Annotated in this window: 23 protein-coding genes; 17 read left to right on the top strand and 6 right to left on the bottom strand. The window is 46.8% G+C overall.

Annotated elements, in window-relative coordinates; translation table 11 throughout:
* Positions 1 to 12: 12 nt before the first annotated feature.
* Together JUB15_RS19895 and JUB15_RS19890 are read right to left on the bottom strand one after the other, a co-directional pair.
* On the bottom strand, positions 13 to 216 hold the full coding sequence (locus JUB15_RS19895) for a hypothetical protein (protein ID WP_207514388.1): 204 nt from the start codon (positions 214 to 216) through the stop codon (positions 13 to 15).
* A gap of 105 nt (positions 217 to 321) precedes the next feature.
* Complete coding sequence (locus JUB15_RS19890; RefSeq protein WP_207514387.1) at positions 322 to 882, bottom strand: type 1 glutamine amidotransferase domain-containing protein; 561 nt, start codon at positions 880 to 882, stop codon at positions 322 to 324.
* A 257-nt stretch (positions 883 to 1,139) separates the two neighbouring features.
* Between JUB15_RS19890 and JUB15_RS19885 the strand changes: the two genes are divergently transcribed.
* Together JUB15_RS19885 and ppsA are read left to right on the top strand one after the other, a co-directional pair.
* Positions 1,140 to 1,571: a MarR family winged helix-turn-helix transcriptional regulator gene (locus tag JUB15_RS19885; protein WP_242696438.1), complete on the top strand. Its 432-nt coding sequence runs from the start codon at positions 1,140 to 1,142 to the stop codon at positions 1,569 to 1,571.
* A 12-nt stretch (positions 1,572 to 1,583) separates the two neighbouring features.
* Positions 1,584 to 4,223, top strand: coding sequence for a phosphoenolpyruvate synthase (ppsA, locus tag JUB15_RS19880; protein WP_242696437.1), 2,640 nt, complete (start codon positions 1,584 to 1,586; stop codon positions 4,221 to 4,223).
* Positions 4,224 to 4,248: 25 nt separating this feature from the next.
* Here ppsA and JUB15_RS19875 read toward each other — a convergent pair whose 3' ends face one another.
* Positions 4,249 to 4,470, bottom strand: coding sequence for a hypothetical protein (locus tag JUB15_RS19875; protein ID WP_207514383.1), 222 nt, complete (start codon positions 4,468 to 4,470; stop codon positions 4,249 to 4,251).
* A 147-nt stretch (positions 4,471 to 4,617) separates the two neighbouring features.
* Here JUB15_RS19875 and JUB15_RS19870 point away from each other — a divergent pair, with 147 nt between their 5' ends.
* Complete coding sequence (locus tag JUB15_RS19870; protein WP_207514381.1) at positions 4,618 to 4,863, top strand: hypothetical protein; 246 nt, start codon at positions 4,618 to 4,620, stop codon at positions 4,861 to 4,863.
* Here JUB15_RS19870 and JUB15_RS19865 read toward each other — a convergent pair.
* Entirely contained in the window at positions 4,841 to 5,773 is a 933-nt protein-coding gene (locus JUB15_RS19865; RefSeq protein ID WP_207514379.1) for an alpha/beta fold hydrolase, read from the bottom strand. The genes JUB15_RS19870 and JUB15_RS19865 overlap by 23 nt on opposite strands.
* Positions 5,774 to 5,936: 163 nt before the next feature.
* Between JUB15_RS19865 and JUB15_RS19860 the strand changes: the two genes are divergently transcribed.
* The 13 genes from JUB15_RS19860 to JUB15_RS19800 all read left to right on the top strand — a co-directional run bounded on the left by JUB15_RS19860 (position 5,937) and on the right by JUB15_RS19800 (position 21,912).
* Entirely contained in the window at positions 5,937 to 7,136 is a 1,200-nt protein-coding gene (locus JUB15_RS19860; RefSeq protein WP_207514377.1) for a D-arabinono-1,4-lactone oxidase, read from the top strand.
* A gap of 13 nt (positions 7,137 to 7,149) precedes the next feature.
* A complete protein-coding gene (locus JUB15_RS19855; protein ID WP_207514375.1) occupies positions 7,150 to 7,524 on the top strand; it encodes a sensory rhodopsin transducer in 375 nt (124 codons plus the stop codon).
* Between the two features lie 12 nt (positions 7,525 to 7,536).
* Positions 7,537 to 8,040 carry a DUF2721 domain-containing protein gene (locus tag JUB15_RS19850; RefSeq protein ID WP_207514373.1) on the top strand — a complete coding sequence of 168 codons (504 nt, stop codon included), beginning with the start codon at positions 7,537 to 7,539 and terminating at the stop codon, positions 8,038 to 8,040.
* 70 nt (positions 8,041 to 8,110) lie between these two features.
* The gene (locus JUB15_RS19845) at positions 8,111 to 8,488 is read left to right on the top strand and encodes a sensory rhodopsin transducer (protein WP_207514371.1); all 378 of its coding nucleotides are present in this window, start codon (positions 8,111 to 8,113) and stop codon (positions 8,486 to 8,488) included.
* Between the two features lie 6 nt (positions 8,489 to 8,494).
* A complete protein-coding gene (locus JUB15_RS19840; RefSeq protein ID WP_207514370.1) occupies positions 8,495 to 10,108 on the top strand; it encodes an alpha-amylase family protein in 1,614 nt (537 codons plus the stop codon).
* Between the two features lie 9 nt (positions 10,109 to 10,117).
* Complete coding sequence (locus JUB15_RS19835; protein ID WP_207514368.1) at positions 10,118 to 11,074, top strand: TIGR03885 family FMN-dependent LLM class oxidoreductase; 957 nt, start codon at positions 10,118 to 10,120, stop codon at positions 11,072 to 11,074.
* A gap of 214 nt (positions 11,075 to 11,288) precedes the next feature.
* Positions 11,289 to 12,362 carry a Gfo/Idh/MocA family protein gene (locus tag JUB15_RS19830; RefSeq protein ID WP_207514366.1) on the top strand — a complete coding sequence of 358 codons (1,074 nt, stop codon included), beginning with the start codon at positions 11,289 to 11,291 and terminating at the stop codon, positions 12,360 to 12,362.
* A 209-nt stretch (positions 12,363 to 12,571) separates the two neighbouring features.
* Complete coding sequence (locus JUB15_RS19825) at positions 12,572 to 13,120, top strand: RNA polymerase sigma factor (RefSeq protein WP_207514364.1); 549 nt, start codon at positions 12,572 to 12,574, stop codon at positions 13,118 to 13,120.
* A 128-nt stretch (positions 13,121 to 13,248) separates the two neighbouring features.
* A complete protein-coding gene (locus JUB15_RS19820) occupies positions 13,249 to 14,295 on the top strand; it encodes a FecR family protein (protein ID WP_207514362.1) in 1,047 nt (348 codons plus the stop codon).
* Positions 14,296 to 14,377: 82 nt separating this feature from the next.
* Positions 14,378 to 17,635, top strand: a complete 3,258-nt coding sequence (locus JUB15_RS19815) for a SusC/RagA family TonB-linked outer membrane protein (RefSeq protein WP_207514350.1) — start codon at positions 14,378 to 14,380, stop codon at positions 17,633 to 17,635.
* Between the two features lie 10 nt (positions 17,636 to 17,645).
* Positions 17,646 to 19,115, top strand: coding sequence for a SusD/RagB family nutrient-binding outer membrane lipoprotein (locus tag JUB15_RS19810; RefSeq protein ID WP_207514348.1), 1,470 nt, complete (start codon positions 17,646 to 17,648; stop codon positions 19,113 to 19,115).
* Positions 19,116 to 19,136: 21 nt separating this feature from the next.
* Positions 19,137 to 20,405: a DUF5689 domain-containing protein gene (locus tag JUB15_RS19805; RefSeq protein ID WP_207514347.1), complete on the top strand. Its 1,269-nt coding sequence runs from the start codon at positions 19,137 to 19,139 to the stop codon at positions 20,403 to 20,405.
* Between the two features lie 16 nt (positions 20,406 to 20,421).
* Complete coding sequence (locus tag JUB15_RS19800; RefSeq protein WP_207514346.1) at positions 20,422 to 21,912, top strand: calcineurin-like phosphoesterase C-terminal domain-containing protein; 1,491 nt, start codon at positions 20,422 to 20,424, stop codon at positions 21,910 to 21,912.
* A gap of 61 nt (positions 21,913 to 21,973) precedes the next feature.
* Here the strand turns inward: JUB15_RS19800 and JUB15_RS19795 are convergent, their stop codons facing one another.
* Complete coding sequence (locus tag JUB15_RS19795) at positions 21,974 to 22,744, bottom strand: peptidase associated/transthyretin-like domain-containing protein (RefSeq protein ID WP_207514345.1); 771 nt, start codon at positions 22,742 to 22,744, stop codon at positions 21,974 to 21,976.
* A 184-nt stretch (positions 22,745 to 22,928) separates the two neighbouring features.
* Positions 22,929 to 24,005, bottom strand: coding sequence for a putative phage abortive infection protein (locus JUB15_RS19790; RefSeq protein ID WP_207514344.1), 1,077 nt, complete (start codon positions 24,003 to 24,005; stop codon positions 22,929 to 22,931).
* A gap of 345 nt (positions 24,006 to 24,350) precedes the next feature.
* Here JUB15_RS19790 and sdhC point away from each other — a divergent pair, with 345 nt between their 5' ends.
* Positions 24,351 to 25,154, top strand: coding sequence for a succinate dehydrogenase subunit SdhC (sdhC, locus tag JUB15_RS19785; RefSeq protein WP_207514343.1), 804 nt, complete (start codon positions 24,351 to 24,353; stop codon positions 25,152 to 25,154).
* Positions 25,155 to 25,161 lie beyond the last annotated feature (7 nt).

Raw genomic sequence — 25,161 nt, 5'->3', positions numbered from 1 at the left:
GTTGGGGCGGTTTTAACCATCTTCGCCATCAGTGATCTCGCTTCCTACACCACTGCTGTCTTGTTCTTTAGGTTCCTGCTTTTTATCTTTTTCCGGGAGATTTTCATTAGCCCTGGGATTCGGGTTCTTATTAGCAACTTCCGGCGACTGGCCATTCTCGAAGGCATTTTTCTGCTCTTCTCTTTTCAGGTCTTCTTCTCGTTTACTGGAAATCATATATGCTTTTTTAGTAAAAGCACAAAAGATTATGCCAGGCAGCGTATAAAGCACTACCTGGCATATATAATACTCCTGGCGCTTTACTTTATGATATTTTAATAATTATGCATGTTCATGCACCCCTTCTGCGATCTCTTCCAGCATTTTTCTGTTAAACGCTTCCAGGTCTTTGGGACTCCGGCTGGTGACAAGTCCCTTATCTACCACTACTTCCTTATCCACCCATTTTACACCTGCATTGATAAGATCTGTTTTAATGGCAGGATAAGATGTCATGGTGCGACCTTTCAAGGCTCCTGTTTCAATCAGCAACTGCGGACCGTGGCATATAGCTGCCACTGGTTTACCGCTGTCCAGAAAATGTTTCACAAATGCCACGCATTTCTCATTGAGCCGCGCTTTATCGGGATTCAACACCCCTCCGGGAATAACCAGGGCATCATAGTCGTTTGGATTGGCAGCGTCAATTTGAACATCCACCGGCAATTCGATTGACCAATGATCGTGGTCCCATGCTTTCACTTTTTCGGGCTGCGGCGAAACGATCTCTGCCTGGACGCCTGCTTCTTTTAAAACCTGTAACGGACTGGTTAGCTCCACTTCTTCAAATCCATTTTCTGTAATTATTGCTACTCTCTTTCCTGTTAACTTTTGTGTAGCCATGATATATAATTTTTTTAATGTGAATAATTCAGGTTCTGATCCTGTAAATGCATAAAAATTATACCGCAAATGCAGGCTGGGAGCGCGGTTCATTGCAGAATTTGCTCTACGTTTTTTGTGAACGGCCCAGTGAAATAATTGCCACACATGGGCACAGACACCATTTTTAATTCTATGTTCTGCCTTATTTGATTATCTTAGCGGCTAAGATAATTACTGAATAAGATATCAAGATGGATAAAGACCTGCTTAAACAGATGAGAAAATTGAGCCAGCATTATGCCTATACATCGATACAAATGCACGAAGCCGTTGCCCGTAAAGCAGGCTTTTCAGGAACTGACCATAAGTACCTGGGATTCTTTTTACAGAAAGGAGCGATGACAGCCGGCGAGTTGTCGGCTTTAACCGGGTTAACAACAGGCGCCGTGACCGGTTTGATAGACAGGTTTGAGAAGAAAAAACTGGTGAAAAGAAAATTTGCCGAGGACGACCGCCGGAAAGTTATCATTGAGCCGAACACGAAAAATATAATGGCGCTCCTGGAACCGCTTTATAAAGAATTCAGGAACAGGTCGGAGAAATTGATCGCTTCCTTTTCAAAAGAGGAGCTCAAGACCATTGAGACCTATTTTATCAAGGCAATTGAAATCATGAATGAAACAACCACCAAAATCAATAACAAATAATTAATAACGGTTATGGTCAGCATCAGTTCATGGGTATTCGGTTTTCAGGAGATCAACCAGTCAACATTGGCAATTGCAGGCGGTAAAGGCGCTAATCTGGGCGAACTGTCGCGGATCCAGGGCATACAGGTGCCGGAAGGCTTTTGTATTTCCACGCAGGCGTATAAAAAAATAACTGACAATAATAAGGAACTCGACAGCCTTCTTGATGAATTAACCAGTTGTAAGGCACAGGACCGGGAACGGATAAACAAATTGAGTGCCCGCATTCGGATGGCCATCGAAAGCATACCGGTTCCTGATGCAATGGCGAAGGAGATTGCGGGTTACCTTACCAAATTGGGAGAAAAAGAAGCGTATGCGGTACGGTCCAGTGCAACGGCGGAAGACCTGCCAACAGCGTCCTTTGCAGGGCAGCAGGATTCCTATTTGAACATAATTGGAAAGGAGGCCATCCTGCAACATATCAGCAAGTGTTGGGCATCGCTGTTCACCGAACGCGCCATAACCTATCGCATTCAAAACGGTTTCGATCACCGTACAATTCAGCTGGCGGTGGTTGTTCAGAAAATGGCCTTCCCGCAGGTGTCAGGCATTTTGTTTACTGCGGATCCCGTTACCGGTAACAGGAAAATGTCATCCATCGATGCGAGCTTTGGGCTTGGGGAGGCCCTGGTGGCCGGACTCGTAAATGCCGATGTTTATAAAGTACGTGCGGGCGTACTTGTTGATAAGAAGATAGCCGTAAAGAAGCTGGCGGTCTATCCGGTAAAAGAGGGCGGCACTACAGAACAGGAAATTGAGCACGGGCAGCAGAACCAGCAGGCGCTGACGGACGAGCAGATCCTGCAGCTGGCAGTCATAGGCCAAACGATCGAAAAACATTTCGGCCATCCCCAGGACATCGAATGGTGTTTCGTGAATGATCGTTTTTATATTGTGCAGAGCCGGCCAATCACTACCTTATTTCCCATTCCTAAAGCCAATGACGGCGAGAACCACGTTTATATTTCTGTTGGTCATCAGCAAATGATGACCGATGCCATGAAACCACTGGGGTTGTCTTTATGGCAATTAACATCTGCGCGGCCAATGCATATAGCCGGTGGAAGGCTGTTTGTAGATATCACGCAGGAGCTGGCTGCACCTGCCACCAGGGATATTATAGTGAATGTTCTGGGGAAATCGGATCTGTTGTTAAGAGATGCATTGGTGACGCTGATAGCCCGGGGCGATTTTATAAAACCGGTACCGGCCGATAGCCCGGAAAATGGACAACAGCAACCACCATCCGGTAAAAACAAACAGGGGCATGCGCTGGCCGATTTCCAAACATTGAAAGATTACGATCCTGCAATCGTTACGGATCTCATCAGGCGCGGTGAAACATCTATAGCAGCATTAAAACAGAACATCCAAACGAGATCAGGGTTGGAACTGATTGATTTTATCGTGGACGATCTGGGCAAATCAAGGATGGGCCTGGCTGAACCAGAGAGTTTTGGGGTGATCATGACGGGTATGAATGCCTCGTCCTGGATCAATGAAAAGATAATGGAGTGGTTAGGGGAGAAAAACGTTGCCGACACACTTACTTTGTCAGTGCCGAATAATATCACTTCAGAAATGGGGCTGGCGCTGTTGGACGTGGCAGATGTGATCCGTCCCTACCCTGAAGTAGTTGCTTATTTACAGCAGGTAAAGGGGGACGACTTTTTGGATGGCCTGCTAAATGTAAACGGTGGAATGCAGGCCAGGGACGCTATCCGGGCTTTTCTTGATAAATACGGAATGCGCTGCGCCGGCGAGATCGACATTACCAGACCGCGCTGGAGTGAAAAGCCGGCTGCGCTTGTACCCGTGATCCTCACTAATATCAAAAACATGGAACCCAATGCCAGCCAGCGGAAGTTTGAGCAGGGGCGGCAGGAAGCGTTGAAAAAAGAACAGGAGTTGTTGAACCGCCTGGCGTTATTGCCAGATGGTGCGCAGAAGGTGGCGGAAACAAAACGAATGATCTTTCTTGTGAGGAATTTAATCGGTTACAGGGAATACCCGAAATACAGCCTGGTAAGCCGCTACTTCGTTTATAAGCAGGCTTTATTAAAAGAAGCGGAACGGCTGCTGCAAGCCAATGTTATTCATGAAAAGGAAGATCTCTACTATCTCAGCTTTGAAGAGTTGCGGGAAGTTATTCGTACCAATCAATTAGATCACCAGCTCGTCAGCGAACGAAAAGATGCGTATAAATTATATGAAAAACTTACACCGCCCCGTGTCATCACTTCGGATGGCGAGATCATTACGGGTGAGTATAAACGGGAAGATTGTCCGGCCGGTGCTATTGTCGGGCTGCCCGTTTCTTCCGGTTTTATAGAAGGCCGCGCACGGGTTATCCTGAATATGGAGGATGCTGACCTGGAACCGGGAGATATATTGGTCACTTCTTTCACTGATCCCAGTTGGACACCCTTGTTTGTTTCTATAAAGGGCCTGGTCACCGAGGTGGGCGGAATAATGACCCATGGTGCTGTTATTGCCCGTGAATACGGGCTGCCTGCTGTTGTAGGTGTAGAAAATGCTACCAGGTTGATTAAAGACGGCCAACGAATCCGTGTGCATGGAACCGAAGGTTATATAGAGATCCTGTAAATGACGTTCGGGCGCCTGGTTAAATTTACTGTCTCATTCTCAGCGTATCATTCGGTAGTTTTATGGTATCTGGCTTAATAGGTACGTTATTGTTTTTGCCGGGCAATTCGTTGGTCATTTTGGCAGAGCCCGCAGTGCCGCCGGCGTTCGTATGATCGTCGGGATTGGCAGTTATGGGCATGGGATTTTTGCAGTAAGCCATGCACAGGAAGATCAATCCGGCCATATAGGTATATATTCGCTTCATATCGCTGATATTTAAGGCAGGTAGCCGTATTAACCTATGAAAAATCCATTCCGGCCCGCGGCTGCGGTCGCCTGTAGACATTCAACCACACCAGTGGCATTAGATTTTCTGGAATTCATTTGATTAGTGAACATTAAATGATATTTTATGAATACCAGAGATAATCAAAAGGATAAGCAAAATAACAAGAACATAACAGGCGATAAACAATCAGATTTTGCAGGTACGAATACTGACAGGTATGGTGATCCCAAACCTGCCGAAGAACAGGATAATCCTATTCAGGACCAGGAAGCCCAGAATGTTAAGGACGGCGACCGCATGACAGGTAAAGAAGCAGAACACGCCAAAAATAAAGCGACCGAAGGCATCAGGCAGAACCGGGATGAATAGCAGTAACGGATGCGTTGGTTAAAGAACTGTACAATTCGAATATTCTTTGCCGGATGATCTCCTGGTTGGTATAGGTAAAAAAGTGACCGCGGTCCTTCAACAATTCAATGCGAAGCCACGGGACATTTGTCAATTGCACTTGTGCAAAGCCGGCATTGGCAATATATGCCCAGCTGTCTTTTTCGCCCTGCACATACAATACCGGCACCCGTATCCGGTTCCAGTAAGGAAGCATTTTGGTTAACTCGCCGGCGTGATAGAATTTCTCGGTATTGATCGATTTAAACAAGCGGGGAATGATCCTGCGGATAAACGATCTTTCAACAACCGGGGTGAACCAGAAATACTTTTCTTTACCAGGCATAATCGGCGGCGCCAGCAACAACAACCCGTCTGCAATACCAGGATGGTTCATTAATAAACGACAGGCTATAGCGGCGCCATAAGAATAACCAATAATAATGAGGGGACGGCGAATGGTGTTCAGTTCTTCGATCACCGATTGTATCATATTGGTCTGCTGTTCGATAGACGGTTCGGCAACACCAAAGCCTGAATATCCATAACCCGGCCGGTCAATAGAGATCATCTTAAAGGTTTGTAACAAAACAGGGTCGGTCAGCAACCTTTGGTAAAAGCTTAATGAACCGGGTGAACCATGTAAAAAAAAGAGGGTAGGCAAATTATCATCGCCAACAGCTAAATACCGGAGTTGGCGACCGCCGGCATTGGTATAATGGATCGTAGCCTGAATGTGTTTTTTACGGAATAGTCGCCGCAGGGCTTTGTCGCTTTTTCGGTGTTGTACCAGTTTATCCAGCACAAAACAGGCGATCAGGGAGAACAAAGAAACCCCTGCCGTCCATTTTAACCATTTCCCGCTTCTTCCATCAATGATTTGGTGTAACATGTTGTATAATATTGTCAGGGATATTTGTAAAAAAATGATACCATGTTTCAGTGGTTCCTTTTTGAGAAAGCCAGCAAATAATTGATTTTGCAGGCTTTCTGCTTTTTGGTGCATAAGTGGCATCAGATTTTAAGCGGTTGTTGTAGCGCATAAACTATTCGTTATGGTATTGACCGAAAAGAAGATCTGTACCAACTGGTCGGGTGATATCCGTTTCAGTCCGGCCAAAATAGTGGTCCCGGAAAATGAAGAACAGCTCAGGCAGGTAGTACAGGAAGCTATAGCAAATAAATTAACAATAAGAACCATTGGTGCACGGCATTCCTGCTCACCGATATTTGAAACCGATCAAATACTCGTGAGTATGGAAAACTTTAAAGGCCTGTATGAATATGATGCGGAGCAAAGAACCGCTGTGATCGGTGCCGGTACAACAGTAGAAGAAGCGGGTGAAGAACTTTTCAGGGTAGGGCTTGCCCTGGAGAATACCGGCCATATTAATAAGCAGGCGCTTGCAGGCGCTATTAGTACCGGTACACATGGTGCAGGTAAGGAATTGAAAAACCTCAGCGGTCAGGTAACCGGCATACGGTTAATAAATGGCAGCGGCGATATAAAGGAGTTCGATGAAGAACATAACGGTGAGCTGATGCAGGCGCTGAAAGTATCGCTTGGCAGCCTGGGCATATTCACCCGGCTAAAGCTGCGCGTGTTGCCGCGTTTTACCTTACACCGGCGACAGTATTGTGCTCATACCGATGATTGTTTGGCCAATCTGAAGCAGTTGATGGAAGAGAACCGCAATTTTTGTTTTTATTGGTATCCGCGTCGCGACGATGTAAGCATTAAACTATGGAATGCGCCTGGTGAAGGAACGGCCGAACTGCCATACGCAACATTGTATAAGGAATACAGCGGGTGGAGCAAGGATGTGTTGCCAACCACGCAACGGCTGAAGTTCAATGAACTGGAATATTCATTTGACCACGAAACAGCGCCCCACTGCTTCCAGGAGATCAGGCAACGCATTAAAGCCAAACACCGGAAGCACCTTGCATGGCGCGTGTTGTACAGACCGGTTGCTGCTGATACTGTTTTTTTAAGTAATGCCTATAATAGAAATATTGTAGCCATTACAATTCACCAGCACGCATCATTGCCTTATGAAGATTATTTCAACGATATTGAAAAGATCTTTCAGTCCTACGGCGGTCGGCCGCACTGGGGAAAAAAGCATTCATTGAAAGCGCCGCAGCTGCAGCAATTATATCCGGAGTGGAACAGGTTCCAGCAGATCAGGAAACGGTTCGACCCAAATGGCATTTTCCTGAATGACTATCTAAAGAATGTATTCATCGGCTGATAAACTAATAGTTATGAACGTAGGCAATACTATTTGGATGATCCCGGGAGGCCAGATCCCTTTGGAAAGTACAGGTAAAGAACCTGAATTTACAAGCCGTGATGTATTATACCTGCTAAACACAAATTCGCAGGAGGCGAATGTAAACATCACCATTTATTACACCAACAGAGCGCCGGCAGGTCCTTATGACGTTACTGTTAAAGGAAATAGTGTGCGCAACCTGCGCTTTAACGACCTGGTAAATCCCGAACCCATCTTCCTTGATACAGAGTATGCCGTTTTCGTGCAATCAGATCTTCCGGTTGTTGTTCAGTTTACCCGGATGGATACGCGCCAGGCGGCGCTCGCAGGTGTAACCAGCATCGCCTTTCCCGTTGATGCATAAAAAGCCGCTTGCATGAATGAGTCGACAACCATAACAATACTATCGGCCATGATCACCCCCGTGGTGCTGATCCTGGCCAGCGGTTCTCTGATCCTTACCACTTCACAGCGGTTAAGCCGCGTTATTGAACGCACCCGGAAACTGACCGACTGGATAAAAGAACTGGCGAATGCCAATGCGGGACAGGATTCGGTCAACGATGAAGTGCTCATTCTCTTTCAGCAGCTCAGTAAAAATGCCCGGCGGGCAAAACTCTTACAGCGGGCAATGGCCTGTTTATATATTACCTTAAGCATTTTTGTGGCAACCAGCATTTCCATAGGCGTAGTGGATATTTCAAAAGCAAAATACACCTGGATACCCGTGGCATTAGGCATAATAGGCGCCCTGCTGCTTTTTTATGCGAGTATTTTACTTATCAAGGAATCCAAGATAGCCATTTCGGCAGTAGACCAGGAAATGGATAGCGCCATTCGTTTTGTGCATACAAAATTCCCCAGCATCAGCAAACCCTAGGTTGTAGTATCAAGAGCCTTACAGATGGTATAGTTTTTATTGTTTAACAGTTTGTAAAATGTAGCTGCCAATGAAACCACTCGGTAAAAGGATCTGGGCGATCCCTGATGGATATATCCCATCGAAAAGCAACGGGCCGGCGCCGCAAATGACCAGCCATGAATCTGCCTGCATTTTGAATGTAGGTGACCAGCCTGCGAATGTTGAGATCACCATTTATTTTTCCGATAAAGCGCCTGTAGGTCCGTATAAGATCACGGTGCCGGCCGAACGCACCCGGCATATCCGGTTCAACGATCTGAAAGATCCGCAACCGATCCCTTTTGATACCGAGTATGCCAGTTTACTGGTGTCTGATATTCCGGTCATTGTACAGCATACGCGCCTCGACTCCCGCCAGGCGGAAAACGCATTGTTATCAACCATTGCCTATCCTGCATCTGAATAATAAATTATGAAGTATCACTGGTATCACAATTCGATCTTTTACTCGCTGGATGTAGAAACGTTCTTCGATTCCAATGGCGACGGCATTGGCGATTTTCAGGGACTTATAGACAAACTCGATTATCTGGCTGCGCTGGGCATTACCTGCATCTGGCTGCTGCCATTTTTTCCTTCGCCGAACCGGGATAACGGCTACGATGTAAAGGATTATTACAATGTAGATGAACGGCTGGGCAACCTCGGCGATTTTGCCCAGTTGATAGATAAAGCACAGGTCTATGGCATCAAGATCATTATAGACCTCGTGGTGAATCATACGTCCATAGAACATCCCTGGTTTCAGGAGGCAAGAAAAGACAGGAACAGCAAATACCGCGACTATTACGTATGGAGCGACGAGCCGGTTGAGTTCGAATCGGTGGAACTGAGCTTTCAGGGCGAAGAAAATACGATGTGGACCTTCGATAAACAAGCGGGCCAGTACTACCTGCACCGGTTCTATAAAGAACAGCCTGATCTGAATATCATGAATGGCGATGTGCGCGATGAAATTCTCAAGATCATGGGCTTCTGGCTTGGGATGGGCGTAAGCGGCTTCCGCATCGATGCTGCTGCGATCATCATAGAACCTCATGGTATTAAAGGCGCAGAGAAAGAAGAACTGGAAAAATTCTTCGAGGAAATGAGGCATTTTCTGGCGGCCAGAAAAACAGATGCTATCCTGCTTGCGGAAGCCAATATAAAGCCAAATGAAGTGTCCACCTATATTAAGGGTGAGTCCCGCATGCATATGATCTTTAATTTTTTTGTAAACCAGTACCTGTTCCTGGCATTGGCGAAGGGAAAGGTCAAGCCTTTGATAAAGGCATTGCAGCAACTGCCCGCCATTCAACCTGCCGGGCAGTGGTTGAATTTTCTGCGGCAGCATGATGAGCTCAATCTCAATTTGCTTACAGATAAGGAAAGGGAACACGCGTTCCGGCAGTTTGCGCCGGAGGAGGAAATGCAGATCTATGGCAGAGGCATCAGGCGAAGGCTGGCGCCCATGTTGAATGGTGACAGCGTGCTGCTTAAATTCTCATATAGTGTGCTATTAAGCCTGCCCGGCGTTCCGCTTATCAGGTATGGCGACGAGATCGGCATGGGGGATGACCTTTCTTTGGAAGGCCGTGAAAGTGTAAGAACGCCGATGCAATGGACCAGCGAAGAAAATGCCGGCTTTTCTACAAGTAAAAAACTGAAGAAGAAGGTCATTGAGAAAGGAAAGTTTGGTTTCCCAAAAATAAATGTGCTGTCTTTACAAAGCGAAGGCGATTCGATCCTGAACTGGATCGAGCGATTGTTCAGTATCCGCAAGCAGTGCCCGGAAATAGGCGCCGGCCGCTTTGAGATCATCGAACAGGAAAATGAATGCCTGCTCGTGCATCATCTTCAATCGGAGCACGGCGAATTATGGTTCGCGCATAATTTCAGCAGTGAGCCGGTGACATTCAATTATAAAGAGCTGATGGGCAACACCAAAAAATGGGTGCACATATTCGGTAGTAAAGATGCAGGCGATGGACCTGTTGTAAAAATGGACGGATACGGTTTTCACTGGTGGAGAACCATCAATAAATAACAATCCCTTATGGCAATCATTTGTTATCACGCTTCTCATGAGCAATTCAGTCCGGGCGAACTGTTGGGCTGGATGAAGCTCGTTGAAGCGGCCGGTTTTGATGCCGTGCACAGCTCCGATCATTTTTATCCCTGGGGAGAAAGGCAGGGACAAAGCGGATTTTCCTTTGCCTGGCTTGGCGCCGCCATGCAGGCCATCCGTTTGCCCTTTGGCGTTATCTGCGCACCCGGCGGCCGGTATCATCCGGCGGTGATTGCACAGGCTGCAGCCACGCTCGCAGAGATGTTTCCTGACAGGTTCTGGCTCGAGCTGGGCAGTGGGGAAGCATTGAATGAACATATAACCGGTGAGCCCTGGCCGGAGAAGTCGGTAAGAAATAAAAGGCTATATGAAAGTGCACACATCATTAAACGCCTGTTGAACGGCGAAACAGTGACCCACGAAGGCGCAGTTACCATTAAAGACGCCAAACTATATACACGACCGCCTAAGGTGCCGCCGATCATCGCAGCGGCGGTGACCGACCACACTGCAGAATGGCTGGGAAGCTGGGCCGAAGGGTTGATCACGATACACAAACCGTTGGATAAAATGAAAGCCACTGTAGACGCCTTTCATAAAGGTGGAGGTAAAGGCAAACCGCTTTATCTGAAAATGCAGCTATCGTATGCAAGATCGTACGATGAAGCATTGGCAGGCGCGTTGGATCAATGGCGAACAAATGTACTGCCATCTGAAAAGCTGCAGGATCTGTACCTGCCGCAACATTTTGATGCAGCCGCCCGGGAGATAACCGCAAAGGAGATTGAACAAATGGTGCTCGTGTCTGACGATCCCGCAAAACATGTAGCATGGATCAAACAATACATAGAACTCGGTTTTGAACATATCATCTTACATAATGTAAACAGGCAGCAGGAATTCTTCATAAAGGATTTCGGCGAACATGTTTTGCCGCATTTGTAAATCGACAATCTACAAGCGTGAAACGGCAAACGGCAGAGGTGAAACGGTTAACCAATCGAAATCGTGCATCGGTAAAACTCAATAACTATACACTTCGAACTAAGAACTTTGAACTAAGAACTTTGAACTGAGAACTTTGAACTGAGAACTTTGAACTGTAAACTGCTTCAGGGTATGGTTTTTTATGCAATAATGTTTAACAATCAAATGCTGTATGGAAAATCAAGCGAACATGCCTGCAGCACCAGGCAACTATACTGAAAATCAAATGCTGGGTGTTATGCTCGTTGGTTTGGGCGAATATTCCAGCGGCCAGCTGGGTCCTGCATTGAAGGAAACAAAACATTGTTGTTTGAAAGCCGTGGCAAGCGGCGATCCCGCCAAACGTAAGAAATGGCAACAGGAATATAACCTGAAAGAGGAAGATCTATATAGTTACGACAATTTCGATGATATCAAAAATAACCCGGGGATCGATATTGTTTATATCGTATTGCCTAATAGTATGCACGCCGAATACGTGATCAGGGCCGCAAAAGCAGGTAAACATGTGATATGTGAAAAGCCGTTGGCTACAACGGTGGCCGATTGCCAGCGAATGATCAGGGCCTGCCAGGAAGCAGGCGTAAAACTATCGATGGGCTACCGGTTGTACTTTGATCATTTTAACCAGGAAATGATGCGGCTGGGGCAGGAGAAGGTGATGGGTAATATAAAAAGAATTATTGCAGACGATAGTATGGATGTGGGTGAAAAGAACCAGTGGCGACTGAAATACCAATTATCGGGCGGAGGCCCACTCGTAAATAACGGTGTTTACTGCGTGCGTGCCGCGCAATACGTAACCGGCGAATGGCCGGTGGCGGTAAGTGCCCGGTTCCTCCCCAAAACAGACCCTGATAAATTCAAAGAAGTGGAAGAAGGTATTGAATGGGAAATGGAATTCGAAAATGGGTTGATAGCATCCTGTGTAAGCAGTTACAGCCGCAATGGAAACCTGCTCAGGGTAGAAGCGGAGAACGGTTGGTTTGAGCTGGAACCTGCGTATGAATACGAAGGATTGAAAGGCAAAACCTCGCAGGGTGATATGGATTTCCCCGCAGTGAACCAGCAGGCTGTTCAAATGGATGATTTTGCGATCTGTTTAAAAAATAAAGAAGAAAGCCGCATTCCCGGCGAAATGGGGTTGCGCGATGTACAGATCATGACAGCCATATATGAATCTGCAAAGACCGGGAAGAAAATAAAATTGCAGTTGGCGCCGGCAGACAATTTAATACATATATAAAATAAAACCGGTAGTCGCCTGCTGCGGTTACCGGTTTATCTTTTTCTCCTGTTAACAGACATCTCATACCTTAATTATACTTTCTCTTCAGCCTTTGTTCCGGTATTTACTGGTCAAAACCCCCATCACTTAACATTTAAATAATATCCTCCTATTACACTATTCTTGATTTTTGCACCTGAAAATCGACTTATTAAACATTTTACGTATTGAACCCGATAGCTGAAATAAAGAAAGGCGATGAAGTGACCTTTCTGAAGGTGTACCACCAGTTCCATACTAAATTGTTTCATTATTTTCTGAAGCGTACGCGGTCGAAGGAAATTGCCAAAGACCTCACGCAACAATCCTTTATCAAACTCTGGCAGTCGAAACATACGCTGTCGGAAGATCATAACCTGGACGCTCAGTTCTTTACGATCGCTAACTCCGTTTTTATAGATCACCTGCGCAGGCAGGCCATTGAACGAAAATACCAGGCTCCACTGGTAGACGGTCTCGACGATCTCACAACACTTGTTTATCACGCCCATACCGACTACGAATCCGCCGATTATCTCGATGCGGTTGCAGAAGACCTTCCGCCCGTGCGGAAAAATGTATTCATGTTGAAGGTAGCCAAAGGTTATTCCAACAAGGAAATAGCCGAACAGCTCTCTGTTTCCATTAAGACGGTAGAAGATCATTATTCCAAAGCCTTAAAGCATGTACGGTCATTGGTTACAGTGCTTATGCTCCTGTTTAAAATTTTAATCTGAGGTGTGCCACACTTCCTGGCCGCGGCAACAGGTGTGGCGCACCTTACTGCTGATTGTTAACATAATGTTACCAGCAGGGGTAAAATATCCTGCAGTGCGTATTTACCCTGGAACACTGTTATCAGCACATGAAGATCACGCCCTCACTTATACAAAAATTCCTGGGGAACCGGTGCACGGCTGCGGAGGCTAAGGCTGTGGCCCGGTACCTGCAAAAGCATCCGGCAATAATGGCTATGCATGTAAGTTCATCGTGGGAGGCTGCCGGGCAGGAAACCGGCCTGCCGCCTGGTTATGCAGCAGAGATGCTGAAAGTGATACATCAGCAGATCGCAAAAAAGAACCGGATGGTGCGTTTCCGTTGGATGACAGCAGCGGCTTCATTGCTTGTACTTGTAGTGGCAGTGTGGTTATTGAAGAGCGAAACAAGACCGGTGAAACAGACATTGGCGACAACCGTCATACCACCGGCAGTAGACTCCGGCAGCTGGAAGCAGCATACCAATACTTCAGCAAAAGCGCAGCGTTTACGGCTGCCTGATGGATCTGTTGTTACACTGGCTCCGGAAACGGTTATAAAATACCAGGAACCTTTTGAGGCCAACAAACGAACCGTATACATCGAAGGCAAGGCGGATTTTGCGGTGACGCATGATAAAACAAGGCCCTTCACCGTGTATGCCAGGTTATTTTCGACTACCGTGCTGGGAACCAGTTTTAGGGTGTCGGAAAATGCGGCAGGCTGCAGTATCAAATTGTTTACGGGTAAGGTGCTGATAAAGTCGCTGGTAGATTCCCTCAGGGGCTGGAAGCAGGATCTTGTATTATTACCAGGTAACCAGCTGACATATAACCTGGCAAAAGGCACTGTATCGGTTGAACAGTTCAACACGATAACTAAACCGGATCCCTTTTCAAAAAATGATGTTGCTGCCAGCAAGGATGCCGGTAAGATCGTATTCGACAACACACAGTTGCCCGAGGTAATGAAAGTACTGATCAGGAAATACCATACACCAATAACTTACAACGACGATCTGCTGACCGGAAAATACTTTTCAGGCGAAGTGCTGCCGGGCGATTCCTTGTCCGTGATATTAAAAGTGATCGCAAACATGAATGGTTTGCAGGTTGCAGAAAAGGATAATGGCTATATAATCACGAAATCTAAATAAACATACGGGCAGTTTCACATGGTTAGCACGCTGTACAACAGCGGCCGGGCCAACCTATGCATATATCAAACAACTAAATTTTATGAGATCAACAATCAAAAAAAGGCGAAGTGGCATATTCTTATTGCCGGTTGTAGTCCTTTTATTCTTACAGGCAACAGCCTTCGCTCAGGAGATGGCTGAAGTGAGCGGTACCGTGCTTACGGAGAAAGGCGAAGTGCTGCCGGCCGTTTCTGTTATGGCTATGAGCAGAACCGGCAATCCGCGCCAGAAAGTAAGCGCCTTTACCAATGACAAAGGTGTCTTTACTTTTCCGCAACTGACAATTGGCGAGGTGTATGACCTAACTTTTTCTTCGGTAGGATATGCAACTTCCAATTACAAAGGGTTTACTGTTAAGCAGGCCGGCAGAGCCAATACCCTGCTCATCCGGTTAAAAAGTAAAACAGATGACCTGGATGAAGTGGTGGTAACATCGCTTGGTATAAAACGGGAAGAAAGAACGCTGGGGTATGCGGTTACCAGGATCGATGGAGAAGAGCTGACCAACGCCATGTCGAATAACTGGTCAGATGCGCTTACCGGAAAAGTAGCGGGTCTCAATATCATTAAATCAGGCGGTGGCCCTGCAGGCTCCAGTAAAATAATCCTTCGCGGCGGAAATTCGTTTTACGATCCGGACAATGCCGCCCTCATCGTAGTGGATGGTGTAGTGATCAGTGGAAGCAGCGGCAAGCTCACGGGCACTGGAAGCGGCAACTACCTCGATGCTGATTCGCCCGTTGATTTTGGCTCGAGCCTCGCCGATCTTAACCCGGAAGATATTGAAAGTGTTTCTGTATTGAAAGGGCCCAATGCCACCGCCTTGTATGGTTCGCGGGGTGGCAATGGCGCCATCATCATAACTACCAAACAGGGAGCCTCGAAACAAAAAGGCTGGGGCCTCAATTTGAATTCAAACGCAGCTATCGCTACGATCAACAGATGGCCCGACTATCAATATGAATATGGCCAGGGCGACAGGGCTGCAGATGGCGATCTCTATTATTCTTATGGCGATAGTGAAGACGGATTGAGAACGTATAGTTCAAGCTCAGCGTGGGGACCTAAGTTCGACGGCCAGTTGTACTATCAGTATGAACCCGAAAGATACCGGCTTACCGCTATTCCTGCCGGCGTGGCGACAAAAACGCCCTGGGTGCCTTACAGGAACAACAGGAAGGATTTCTTTGAAACGGCAAAAACAATAACCAATACAATTTCACTGGCAGGCGGTAACGACCGTACTTCAGCAAGGCTTTCCTATACCAATGTATACAACAGCTGGATCGTACCTAACACCGGCTATAAGAGAAATACGGTTGCGCTGCAGCTGAACCATAAGGTCAACGACAGGCTGTCCATTTCCGCGAAGATCAATTATAACAATCGTACCAGCGATAATCTTCCATCTACCGGCTATAACAACCAGACCATCATGTACTTTATCCGTGGTATTACACCCAGCATGGACCTTAACTGGTTTAAAGACTACTGGATTCCCGGTAAAGAAGGTATGGAGCAAAGAAGACCTTTCTCCCTGCAATTGGATAATCCGTTTCTGCAGGCCTATGAAATGCTGAATACGTCGAACAGGAATGGCGTGATCGGCAACGTTACAGCGAATTATAATTTCACCAGGAAATTGAGCCTGATGCTCAGAACTTCTGTTGACATGATGATGGAAGACCGCTCGCAGCGGAAACCCAAAAGCACGCAGAAATATGCTGATGGGATGTACCGCGAGCAGGATATCGTAACCAGCGAAATAAACAGTGACTTTCTGTTGCGGTATGATGCGCAGCGCAGGAAGAGCCTGTTCAATTACAATGTAGCTGTGGGCGGAAGTTTGATGAAGAACCGCTACCGCAGGAATGAATACCGGGCTGAAAAACTGATCTTCCCTAATATCTTTACCCTGGCGAATAGCGCCTTACCCATTGAATCGCGTCCTTACCGCGCAGAATATGCCGTGAATGGATTGTATGGGATGGCAACGGTATCGTACAAGGATTTTTTATACCTCGATCTAACTGCCAGGCAGGATTGGACGAGCACACTTGTAAACCCGGTATTTAAAAAAGTGCCCGACATCTTCTACCCCTCGGTAAACCTTAGCGCAGTGCTGTCTGATGCGGTGAAATTACCGCAGGCGATCTCCTTCCTGAAACTGAGAGCATCCTGGGCAGAAGTAGGTAGCGGCGGCACCCGTCCTTACCTCACCGCTTATACGTACAATACAAACGCCAGTTATCCCGGCGGTTTGTATAACCCAACCGTTATTCCCAATGAGGAATTGAAACCGCTTCGCACCAGGAGTATCGAGCTGGGAACAGATATCCGCTTCCTGAAGAACAGGATACAATTGGATGTAGCAGTTTACCAGAATAATACCAAAGACCAGATCATTGACGCCCCTGTGGATGTAGCCAGCGGTTATGCGCTGATGATCATGAATGCCGGGGAAGTAAGGAATAGAGGTTTGGAAGTGATGGCCCGTGCTGACGTGCTGAAATTAAAGAAATTCACCTGGAGCACCTACGGTAATTTTTCAACCAACCGGAATAAGATAATCAGCATTCCCGGCGATCGCAAAGTATTGATGAATATGGTGGCCAGCAGGGTAGTGGTAGAGGCATTTAAAGGCGGATCACTGGGTGATATGTATGGATTGGGTTACCTGCGCTCACCCGAAGGTGAGATCGTTTACAGGAATGGATTGCCCGTGAGAAGTGATTCACTCATGTACCTGGGTAATTCAATGGCCAAATACAAATTCGGTTGGGGCAACCAGCTGCGTTATGGACAATTCTCCTTTAGCTTCCTGTTCGATGGCCAGGCAGGTGGCAAAGCTTACTCATTAACGCATGCAGTGCTGGCGGAAGAAGGAAAACTGAAGAAGACCCTTCCGGGAAGATATAACGGCATCACTGGCGACGGAGTAATGGAAACCGCCGACGGTAAATATGTAAAGAACACGGTAGTGGCTACCAATGTGGGCGACTTTTACGCCGAGCATTTTAACCGCGATAATGCAGAAGCCAATATGTTCAGCACCGACTTTATTAAACTCAGAGAGCTGCGACTCGATTATTCCATTGCACCTGCACTGGTGAAAAGATTAAAGCTGCAAAAACTCACCATAGGCGTTTACGGTCGTGATCTGTTGGTGATAACCGACTGGCCGGCTTTTGACCCTGAATTCGGCGCACTGGACGATGGCGATATCAGGGCCGGGGCGGAAGTGGCGCAATTCCCGTCGACACGCTCCATGGGTATTAACTTAAACGTATCATTCTAATTATAGTGAAATGAGAATCATATTTAAACATACGTGGATAGCTTTAGTGGCAATAAGCCTGATGGGCATCTCCTGTACCAAGGATTTCGCGGAGATGAACACCAACCCGAATGCGACTGCCGCCGCTACTCCCCAAACACTTTTAGGGCCTACCTTACTGTCGTTGGTAAACGCTAATCTGAACAGGGCCATGCGTATCAATCATGACCTGATGCAGGTAACCGTAACTACTTCTGAATCGAGAGAGTTCCATCGCTATGTGATCAGGCCAACGGAATCGGATTACATGTGGCGGAACTGGTATCTTCAGTTGACCAATATCAGGGATATTTATAGCAGCGCGACAATAACGCAGCAGGCAGGATATCAAACATATCAGGCCATTAGCCTCATCCTCGATGCCTGGGTATCTTCCATGATCACGGATATGTATGGCGATGTACCTTACTTTGAATCAAACCTGGGTAAAGAAGGCAATATTCAACCCAAATTTGATGCGCAGAAAGACATTTATGCCGACCTGTTCAAAAAGCTCGATACAGCGAATGTAAGGCTGGCTTTAAATATCAATCTGCCCGATACCTCATCAACGGCCGATCCTTTATTCAAAGGCTCGGCCAATAAATGGCGCCGGTTCGGAAATTCGCTTTATTTACGACTGTTGATGCGTGCTTCCGGTAAAGCTTCCTCAGGGGCGGTAGCCAAAATAAAAGAGATGATCAATGTGAATGCCGCCGCGTACCCGATCATGACCAGTAATGATTATTCCGCTGTACTGCCAATAGGCGGCGCTATTCCGCTGATGTCGGAATTTGCACAATACCGTGATCTTGATTTTAGCGGAGGTAAAGGATATGCGGAATTTTTCATCAACAACCTGAATGCCTGGATAGATCCACGGCTTACGAAAATAGCCACTGCCCTGGGATTGGGAGGCGGTTACCTGGGTATGACCAGTGGTTATGGAACCGGCGATGCGCCCGAGATCATGAGCACCTACCTCAATTCACTTAAAACAGATGCGCACCTGGGCAATATCATGAATTATGCCGAGCTGCAGTTCATCTTGGCAGAGGCGGCATTGAAAGGATATATCAGCGGTTCGCCGAAAACGTATTATGATGCGGGTGTACAAAATGCCATCACCTGGTGGGGATTGGCTGTTCCTGCCGGTCACCTGGACAAAGAAGATGTGAAATGGAATGAAGCAGCCTCTTTCGACAATAAGATGGAACAGATCTTACTGCAAAAGTATTACACCCTGTTCTTTACAGATTTTCAATCCTGGTCTGAATACAGGAGGACCGGCCACCCGGTGCTGCCGGTAGGACCCGGTGTTCAGAACAACGGTAAAATGCCGTCACGATTTGTTTATCCAATCAATACAATGGCTACCAATCCTGTTCACTACCAGGAGGCCGTAGATGCCATGGGCGGCGATGATATTAACGTGAAAGTGTGGTGGAACCAACCAGAGTAATCATCAAACAATCAATCAAAAATGAGTATAAAAAAATATCTTTTATATCTAGGCGTGCTCCTGGGTGGCCTGTTTCCTTCCTGTGTGAAAGAAAATATAAACGAAGCAACAGGCGAGCTGAATCCACTGGCTTCTATCTATGTTATCAGATCTGCTTATAAGGAAGCCGATATCCGGCTGGGAAGAAATACACTGTCAGGAGCATATCGTACCACAGGAAAAGTTATTGCCACCGGCGCGTCAGGCAATTTTCCTGAAGGATATCTCATTATCCAGGACAACTGGCGTGGATTGATACGGGGCGTGGCGCTCGTGCTGGATAAGGCTGCTGCAACGAGTTATGCAGTAGGCGATTCAATCCTAGTGGACCTGGAAGGCAGTGTATTAAGCCGTTCCGGCAACGGACCTTTGACCATAACAGGATTGAATGCTGCTGCTATTACAAAGATTTCATCAGGACACCCCGTAACGGTACGGCCGGTAACCATAAACGAACTGAAAAAGGCTCCTCAGCATTTTGAGAACACGCTGGTAAGTGTTACAGCTGATGTAACCCCATTGCCGGTTGACGAAAAATTCGCCGGATCAAAGATACTTTCAGATGGCGGGGACAGCACCCTGACGCTTTTGACGGAAGGCGGCGCCGTTTTTGCCAATGAGATCATTAAGCCAAGCGCTACATTTGTTGGTATTCCCATGGCCGGCGCACAAGGCCTGGAGCTTCGGTTAAGATCGCTCAATGATATGCTTTATGCCAGTGGCCCCAAATACCCCGGTTACCCCGAGGATTTTGAAAGCCCTGATGATTCCCAGAAAAATGGTTATGCCGGAAAAAATATCGATCTGCGTACCGGTAACTGGCGTTTGGAACAGTGTTTACTGGGCGTTACCACCGGCCGCGACAGGATTGTATCCGGCGAACAGGCCATTCGCTTTCAGCAGAACCTCGGCCCTTCGGCGCCCTGTTACCTGCAGATGAATTATGACCTCCCCAACGGAGCAACAAAAGTGACTTTCTGGTATGGCTGTTATTACACCGATGCAGCCAGCTCATTTGTACTGGAAGCTTCTACCGACCAGGGTGTTACCTGGAAGCAGATCGGTGATGTAATTTCAGACCCGGAGAAAACAAGTGTAGCTATAAAACCCAAACAGGCCACTTTCATAATGGATATTGAAGGGAACGTTCGTTTCAGGATCCGAAAACTGCCGTTGGGAACTACCAGTATTCCCACCATTGAGAACGGCCGCCTGGGCGTAGACGATATTGCCATTTACCAGAATTATTAATCAGAAATAGTACCTCATGACCAACAGGAGAGCATTTTTAAAGAATGTAGGTTTTACCGGATCGCTGCTCGCGATGCCATCTGTATTCGTGAACGCCAAACCCGTTGCCAAACGGGAGCATATCGATCTTTCCATACGTACGCTGAAAGGAATGGTGCATAGCAGGGGAAAGGGAATAGCGAATGTTGCCGTAACGGATGGAATAAATGTTACTCTTACAGATAAGAACGGACGATATGAACTGACAAGCAATATCACTGCGGAATTTGTTTATATAAGCGTTCCGGCCGGTTATGCTATTCCGGCTGATAAGGGAATAGCCGCTTTTTATGTGCCGCTGGCAAAAGGGAATGATACCGTTAAGAACGACTTCGCCCTGGAAAAACTCGAAGTGGATGACCGCAAACATAATTTCGTGGTGTGGGCTGATACGCAGATGATCTCAAAAAAAGATGTAGAGCTGTTAAAGAGCCAATCGGTGCCTGACCTGCAGGCGCTGGTGGCATCGTACCCAAAGAACACCCTGTTCCATGGTATCGGCTGCGGTGACCTGGTATGGGATCATTTCGAGTTGTTCGAAGATTATAAACAGGCCGTCGGCATGTGCGGCATTCCGTTCTACAATGTGATCGGTAACCATGATATGGACAACGATGCCCGCACAGATGATGGTTCGGCCAAAACTTTTAAACAGCAGTTTGGCCCAACGTATTATTCATTCAACCGGGGCGAGATCCATTATGTGGTGCTGGATGATGTATTTTTTCTGGGCGCCCACAAAAAGTACATAGGTTACATTACCGAGAACCAGTTGCAGTGGCTGGTGCAGGACCTGGCCACGGTAAAGCCGGGCAGCACCGTAGTGGTTTCGCTGCATATCCCCACTTTTACCGGTCAGGCAAAAAGGGATAAAAAAGCAGAAGAACTGGGTGGTGTGGTAGCCAACCGGGAACAACTGTATAAATTACTTGCGCCCTATAAAGTGCATATTATGAGCGGTCATACGCACTTCAATGATACCTGGGAGAAGGACAATATGATGGAGCATAATCACGGTACGGTATGCGGCGCCTGGTGGACGGGCCCCATCTGCGGCGATGGTACGCCCTCCGGTTATGGTGTGTATGAAGTAGACGGCAGTGAGATCAAATGGTATTATAAAAGTACGGGCAAACCGAAAGAGCACCAGCTAAGAGTGTATGCAAAAGGCCGATTGAAAGATGCGCCCGAAGAAATATGCGCCAATGTCTGGAATTGGGATAGTAAATGGAAAGTGGAATGGATTGAAGACGGTGTTGCCAAAGGCGACATGGAAAGGCGCGTATCGCTGGATCCGTGGGCCATTGAACTGTATGCCGGTCCCCAATTGCCTAAGAAGCACAAATTCGTTGAACCAACAACGGCAGATCATATTTTCTTTGCCAAACCTTCACCGGCGGCGAAAGAAATAATGGTTAAGGTTACCGACCGGTTTGGCAATGTTTACCAGGAAAAGATCATTCTGTAATATTTCTGATTAACTGTAAATAAAAAGAAGGCAAGGCTCGGGCAGCTTTGCCTTCTTTATATTAAGGATGAGTTATGCGCGTGCTGTCGGGGATTATACCAGGATGATTGATCTTCCAGTTGTCAGTAAAGAACTGGCCAAAGGTTTTGATGTATTTGTAATACTCGTATTCCGTTTCAAAACTTTTCAACTGCTCATAGCTGGGGCGGTACTGGATCATAAAAGTATCCAGCGCCGGCGATGTGAGGCCGGTAATACGTTTCACCAGCGCTTTGGTAAAACGGTGATCCACATATTTATCCCGTTCTTCTCTTTCCAGGCGGGCCTTCAGTTTTTCCATACTCCTTATTTTTCGCGCGTTAAAAATAAGGTCGAACCCAATACCGATCCCAAAGCCGCTTCCCGGCGAACCGGCCAATACGGGATCATAGTCGAACACTTTTTTGTATTCCGCACGGTTGGCGAGTGAATCCATCCGGTAGCTGGGTTGACGCACGGTTACGGAAGGCAGGCTGTCGACCAGCACCGGCAGGCTGATATCGAGCGGTTGATCGGGTGGCAGGTGTTTGACAGGGAACTTCGCGGTCATTTTACCCAGGTAAGAAAAATAAACGGAGTCATCGCCGGGCACTTTTATGGAGTAACGGCCTAAGGAATCGGTTATAGTGCCCAGGCCGGAGCTGCTCATCACGCTCACATGGGGCACACCATAGCGGGCCTGTTTATCATATACAGTCCCTTTGATCACTACCTGGGAAACGGCTGCCTGGTGAAACAGGACCAACAGCAGCAATACTGTCTTTCTACGAATAATTGTTATAGCGCACTTCATGCTTTGCCTGGTTTAAAAGGCATTTATAACTGGTCGGGATTTTTTCCTGGGTGTCGGGATAAAAATAAAGCATTTTGCGAATTAATGCGCAGAATAGGACAAACGCGGCAGTATTATAGACGAAAACGGAGTGGGGGTATATTAACCTGTTATTGGAACCGATAGAATGAAAAAGGGAGCAAACCTAAAAAAGGTCAGAAAGCGATCTGTTCTCCATGCTTTTCATTTTGAGCGCAAAATCATTTCCCTGGAATTCGAACAGGGGGGTGTCTTTGGGATTGCGATTGTACTTATCGATAAGGCTGTTTACCGCATCAACTATATACTGGTGATGATATAGTTCGCCCACCCACAGGTTATGGATCATTTTATATTCGGTAAAAAACTTATGTTCCTCGTTTTCCCAGGCGCCACCGTACCCTTCACTTAACCAGTTATAGAAAAGCAGGATCTGTTCGTGATTGCTCAATTGCGCCCTTAATATCTTTAAATATTTCATCTTGCTGTTATAGTCAGTGATGGCATCACTGTAAGCAACGAATTTCACCATGAGGAACAGGTGCCTGAAATAGTGACCTAATGAACTTGAGTAGCCTTTATATGCCCTGAAGTCAATTGAATACGAGGGGTCAGATTCGTTCGGTCCATCCACGATCCTGAACCAGGAGTGCGATAAGGAATCGATATCGATGTAATCGCTATTCCAACCCCAGAAAAATACATCATAGGCGTGTTTATACTCCTGGATAAAGGGCAGGTGATCGTAATTAATGTACCCTAAAAATGTCTTGAATTCATCGGCCATTGTAACAAATGCCTGTCGTTTAGCGACCGGTTTGCCGTTGATGACACTTATTATACAGAGCTCATCGACATTCTCCTTATGTAGGCGAAGCATTTCGAAGAACTGGCTTTCAAATTGCTGGATCTTGTTTTGCGTTTCCTGGTAAATTTTCTCTTTCTTATACTGCCTTTCGGTTTGTTTTATCTGGTCGGTAAAGATCTCTACCTGTAATTTATTTGCCCTGTACTGCATATAAAAAGCCAGTCCGGTTACGATAACCGCGGAAAGATTAATGAAAGGGCTCATCAATCCGCCGATGGTATCGCCAATTTGGCCGGATTCGGCAAAGCGGGTGGCGGCATTGGTAAACAGCAGGGGCGAAAGCGGGGCAAACAGAAAGAGTAACCCGGCCAGTACGAGTAACGTTTTTATGAGCGGGGTGAGGTTGGTTTGATAGTCTTTTTTTCTGTCCTGCATGGGGATTGATTTACCTGGCACTCTAGTTCTAATTTATGCTATTACGATGAACTGTTGTCTTGATCACAATCAAAAAAAGCGATTAGGCTGTTTTTGAACTGAGCAGAGTAAGGAGGGCTGAGCACAGTGATCTTCCAGCTGCCTGTGACCGGTTTCGTAACCTGGCATTTTGTGCACCCCGGAAACTATTCCCACCCTATTAAAATTTGAATTAAATTTATAAGTGATTTCCGTCCTTATTCCAGGCCTCCCCGTAAATACCTGGATTTTATCTCCCTATTGGATCTCATGTTCTGGGCAAATATTCAGTTTACAATTTTATCCTTATTAACTAAATCAGTTTTTATGGCTGAAATACACTTAACTGATCCCCATCATAAATTTGGCCATACCTACCGCAGGGATATTTGGTGGGCCCGTCCCCTGATCATCTTTATTTGTCTCAGCGTTTTCCTTGTTTATGTAACCTGGGCTGCCTTCCAGGGCAATCATTATACATTCGGTCCTTATCTGTCGCCGCTGTATTCGCCGGAGGTCTTTGGTGATTCTCCCCATAGCTGGTTTGGCGCAAAACCGGGCTGGTGGCCGGCTGTACTACCCTGGTCGCCAGCGCTGCTGGTATTATGGGCGCCGGGTTTATTTCGCTTGACCTGTTATTATTACCGGGGAACCTATTACCGGTCATTCTGGGCTGATCCTCCGTCCTGTACGGTTACCGAACCGCGTAAAAAGTACCGGGGTGAAAATTCCTTTCCGTTGATCATTCAAAATATACATCGCTACTTCCTTTATATCGCCCTGTTCTTTTTGATCTTTCTGCTTTATGATGTTTGGAAGGCTTTATGGTTCACCCGGCCTGATACTGGTGAAAGATCATTTGGCATAGGCGTGGGTACATTGGTGTTAGCTACCAATGTGGTATTGCTGGGTGGATATACACTCGGTTGTCATTCGTTGCGTCACCTGGCCGGTGGATTTCTCGACCGGTTTTCCGGCGCACCCATCCGCCGCAGCACGTACCGGTGTGTAAGCTGTTTCAACCGGAAACATATGTTGTGGGCATGGATGAGCTTGTTCTGGGTTATGTTCTCCGATATCTATATCCGTTTATGTTCTATGGGTATATGGCATGACTGGCAAATAATCTGATCTGTTG

The organism is Longitalea luteola (assembly GCF_017356035.1).
GTDB lineage: Bacteria > Bacteroidota > Bacteroidia > Chitinophagales > Chitinophagaceae > Niastella > Niastella luteola.
The sequence above is the reverse complement of the archived record's forward strand: the minus strand, read 5'-3'. Positions and strand labels throughout refer to the sequence as shown.

Bases quoted from the DNA above. Each gene is read 5' to 3' on its own strand.
- JUB15_RS19895 (WP_207514388.1), bottom strand. From the start codon at position 216: ATGATTTCCAGTAAACGAGAAGAAGACCTGAAAAGAGAAGAGCAGAAA.
- JUB15_RS19890 (WP_207514387.1), bottom strand. From the start codon at position 882: ATGGCTACACAAAAGTTAACAGGAAAGAGAGTAGCAATAATTACAGAA.
- JUB15_RS19885 (WP_242696438.1), top strand. From the start codon at position 1,140: ATGAGAAAATTGAGCCAGCATTATGCCTATACATCGATACAAATGCAC.
- ppsA (WP_242696437.1), top strand. From the start codon at position 1,584: ATGGTCAGCATCAGTTCATGGGTATTCGGTTTTCAGGAGATCAACCAG.
- JUB15_RS19875 (WP_207514383.1), bottom strand. From the start codon at position 4,470: ATGAAGCGAATATATACCTATATGGCCGGATTGATCTTCCTGTGCATG.
- JUB15_RS19870 (WP_207514381.1), top strand. From the start codon at position 4,618: ATGAATACCAGAGATAATCAAAAGGATAAGCAAAATAACAAGAACATA.
- JUB15_RS19865 (WP_207514379.1), bottom strand. From the start codon at position 5,773: ATGTTACACCAAATCATTGATGGAAGAAGCGGGAAATGGTTAAAATGG.
- JUB15_RS19860 (WP_207514377.1), top strand. From the start codon at position 5,937: ATGGTATTGACCGAAAAGAAGATCTGTACCAACTGGTCGGGTGATATC.
- JUB15_RS19855 (WP_207514375.1), top strand. From the start codon at position 7,150: ATGAACGTAGGCAATACTATTTGGATGATCCCGGGAGGCCAGATCCCT.
- JUB15_RS19850 (WP_207514373.1), top strand. From the start codon at position 7,537: ATGAATGAGTCGACAACCATAACAATACTATCGGCCATGATCACCCCC.
- JUB15_RS19845 (WP_207514371.1), top strand. From the start codon at position 8,111: ATGAAACCACTCGGTAAAAGGATCTGGGCGATCCCTGATGGATATATC.
- JUB15_RS19840 (WP_207514370.1), top strand. From the start codon at position 8,495: ATGAAGTATCACTGGTATCACAATTCGATCTTTTACTCGCTGGATGTA.
- JUB15_RS19835 (WP_207514368.1), top strand. From the start codon at position 10,118: ATGGCAATCATTTGTTATCACGCTTCTCATGAGCAATTCAGTCCGGGC.
- JUB15_RS19830 (WP_207514366.1), top strand. From the start codon at position 11,289: ATGGAAAATCAAGCGAACATGCCTGCAGCACCAGGCAACTATACTGAA.
- JUB15_RS19820 (WP_207514362.1), top strand. From the start codon at position 13,249: ATGAAGATCACGCCCTCACTTATACAAAAATTCCTGGGGAACCGGTGC.
- JUB15_RS19815 (WP_207514350.1), top strand. From the start codon at position 14,378: ATGAGATCAACAATCAAAAAAAGGCGAAGTGGCATATTCTTATTGCCG.
- JUB15_RS19810 (WP_207514348.1), top strand. From the start codon at position 17,646: ATGAGAATCATATTTAAACATACGTGGATAGCTTTAGTGGCAATAAGC.
- JUB15_RS19805 (WP_207514347.1), top strand. From the start codon at position 19,137: ATGAGTATAAAAAAATATCTTTTATATCTAGGCGTGCTCCTGGGTGGC.
- JUB15_RS19800 (WP_207514346.1), top strand. From the start codon at position 20,422: ATGACCAACAGGAGAGCATTTTTAAAGAATGTAGGTTTTACCGGATCG.
- JUB15_RS19795 (WP_207514345.1), bottom strand. From the start codon at position 22,744: ATGAAGTGCGCTATAACAATTATTCGTAGAAAGACAGTATTGCTGCTG.
- JUB15_RS19790 (WP_207514344.1), bottom strand. From the start codon at position 24,005: ATGCAGGACAGAAAAAAAGACTATCAAACCAACCTCACCCCGCTCATA.
- sdhC (WP_207514343.1), top strand. From the start codon at position 24,351: ATGGCTGAAATACACTTAACTGATCCCCATCATAAATTTGGCCATACC.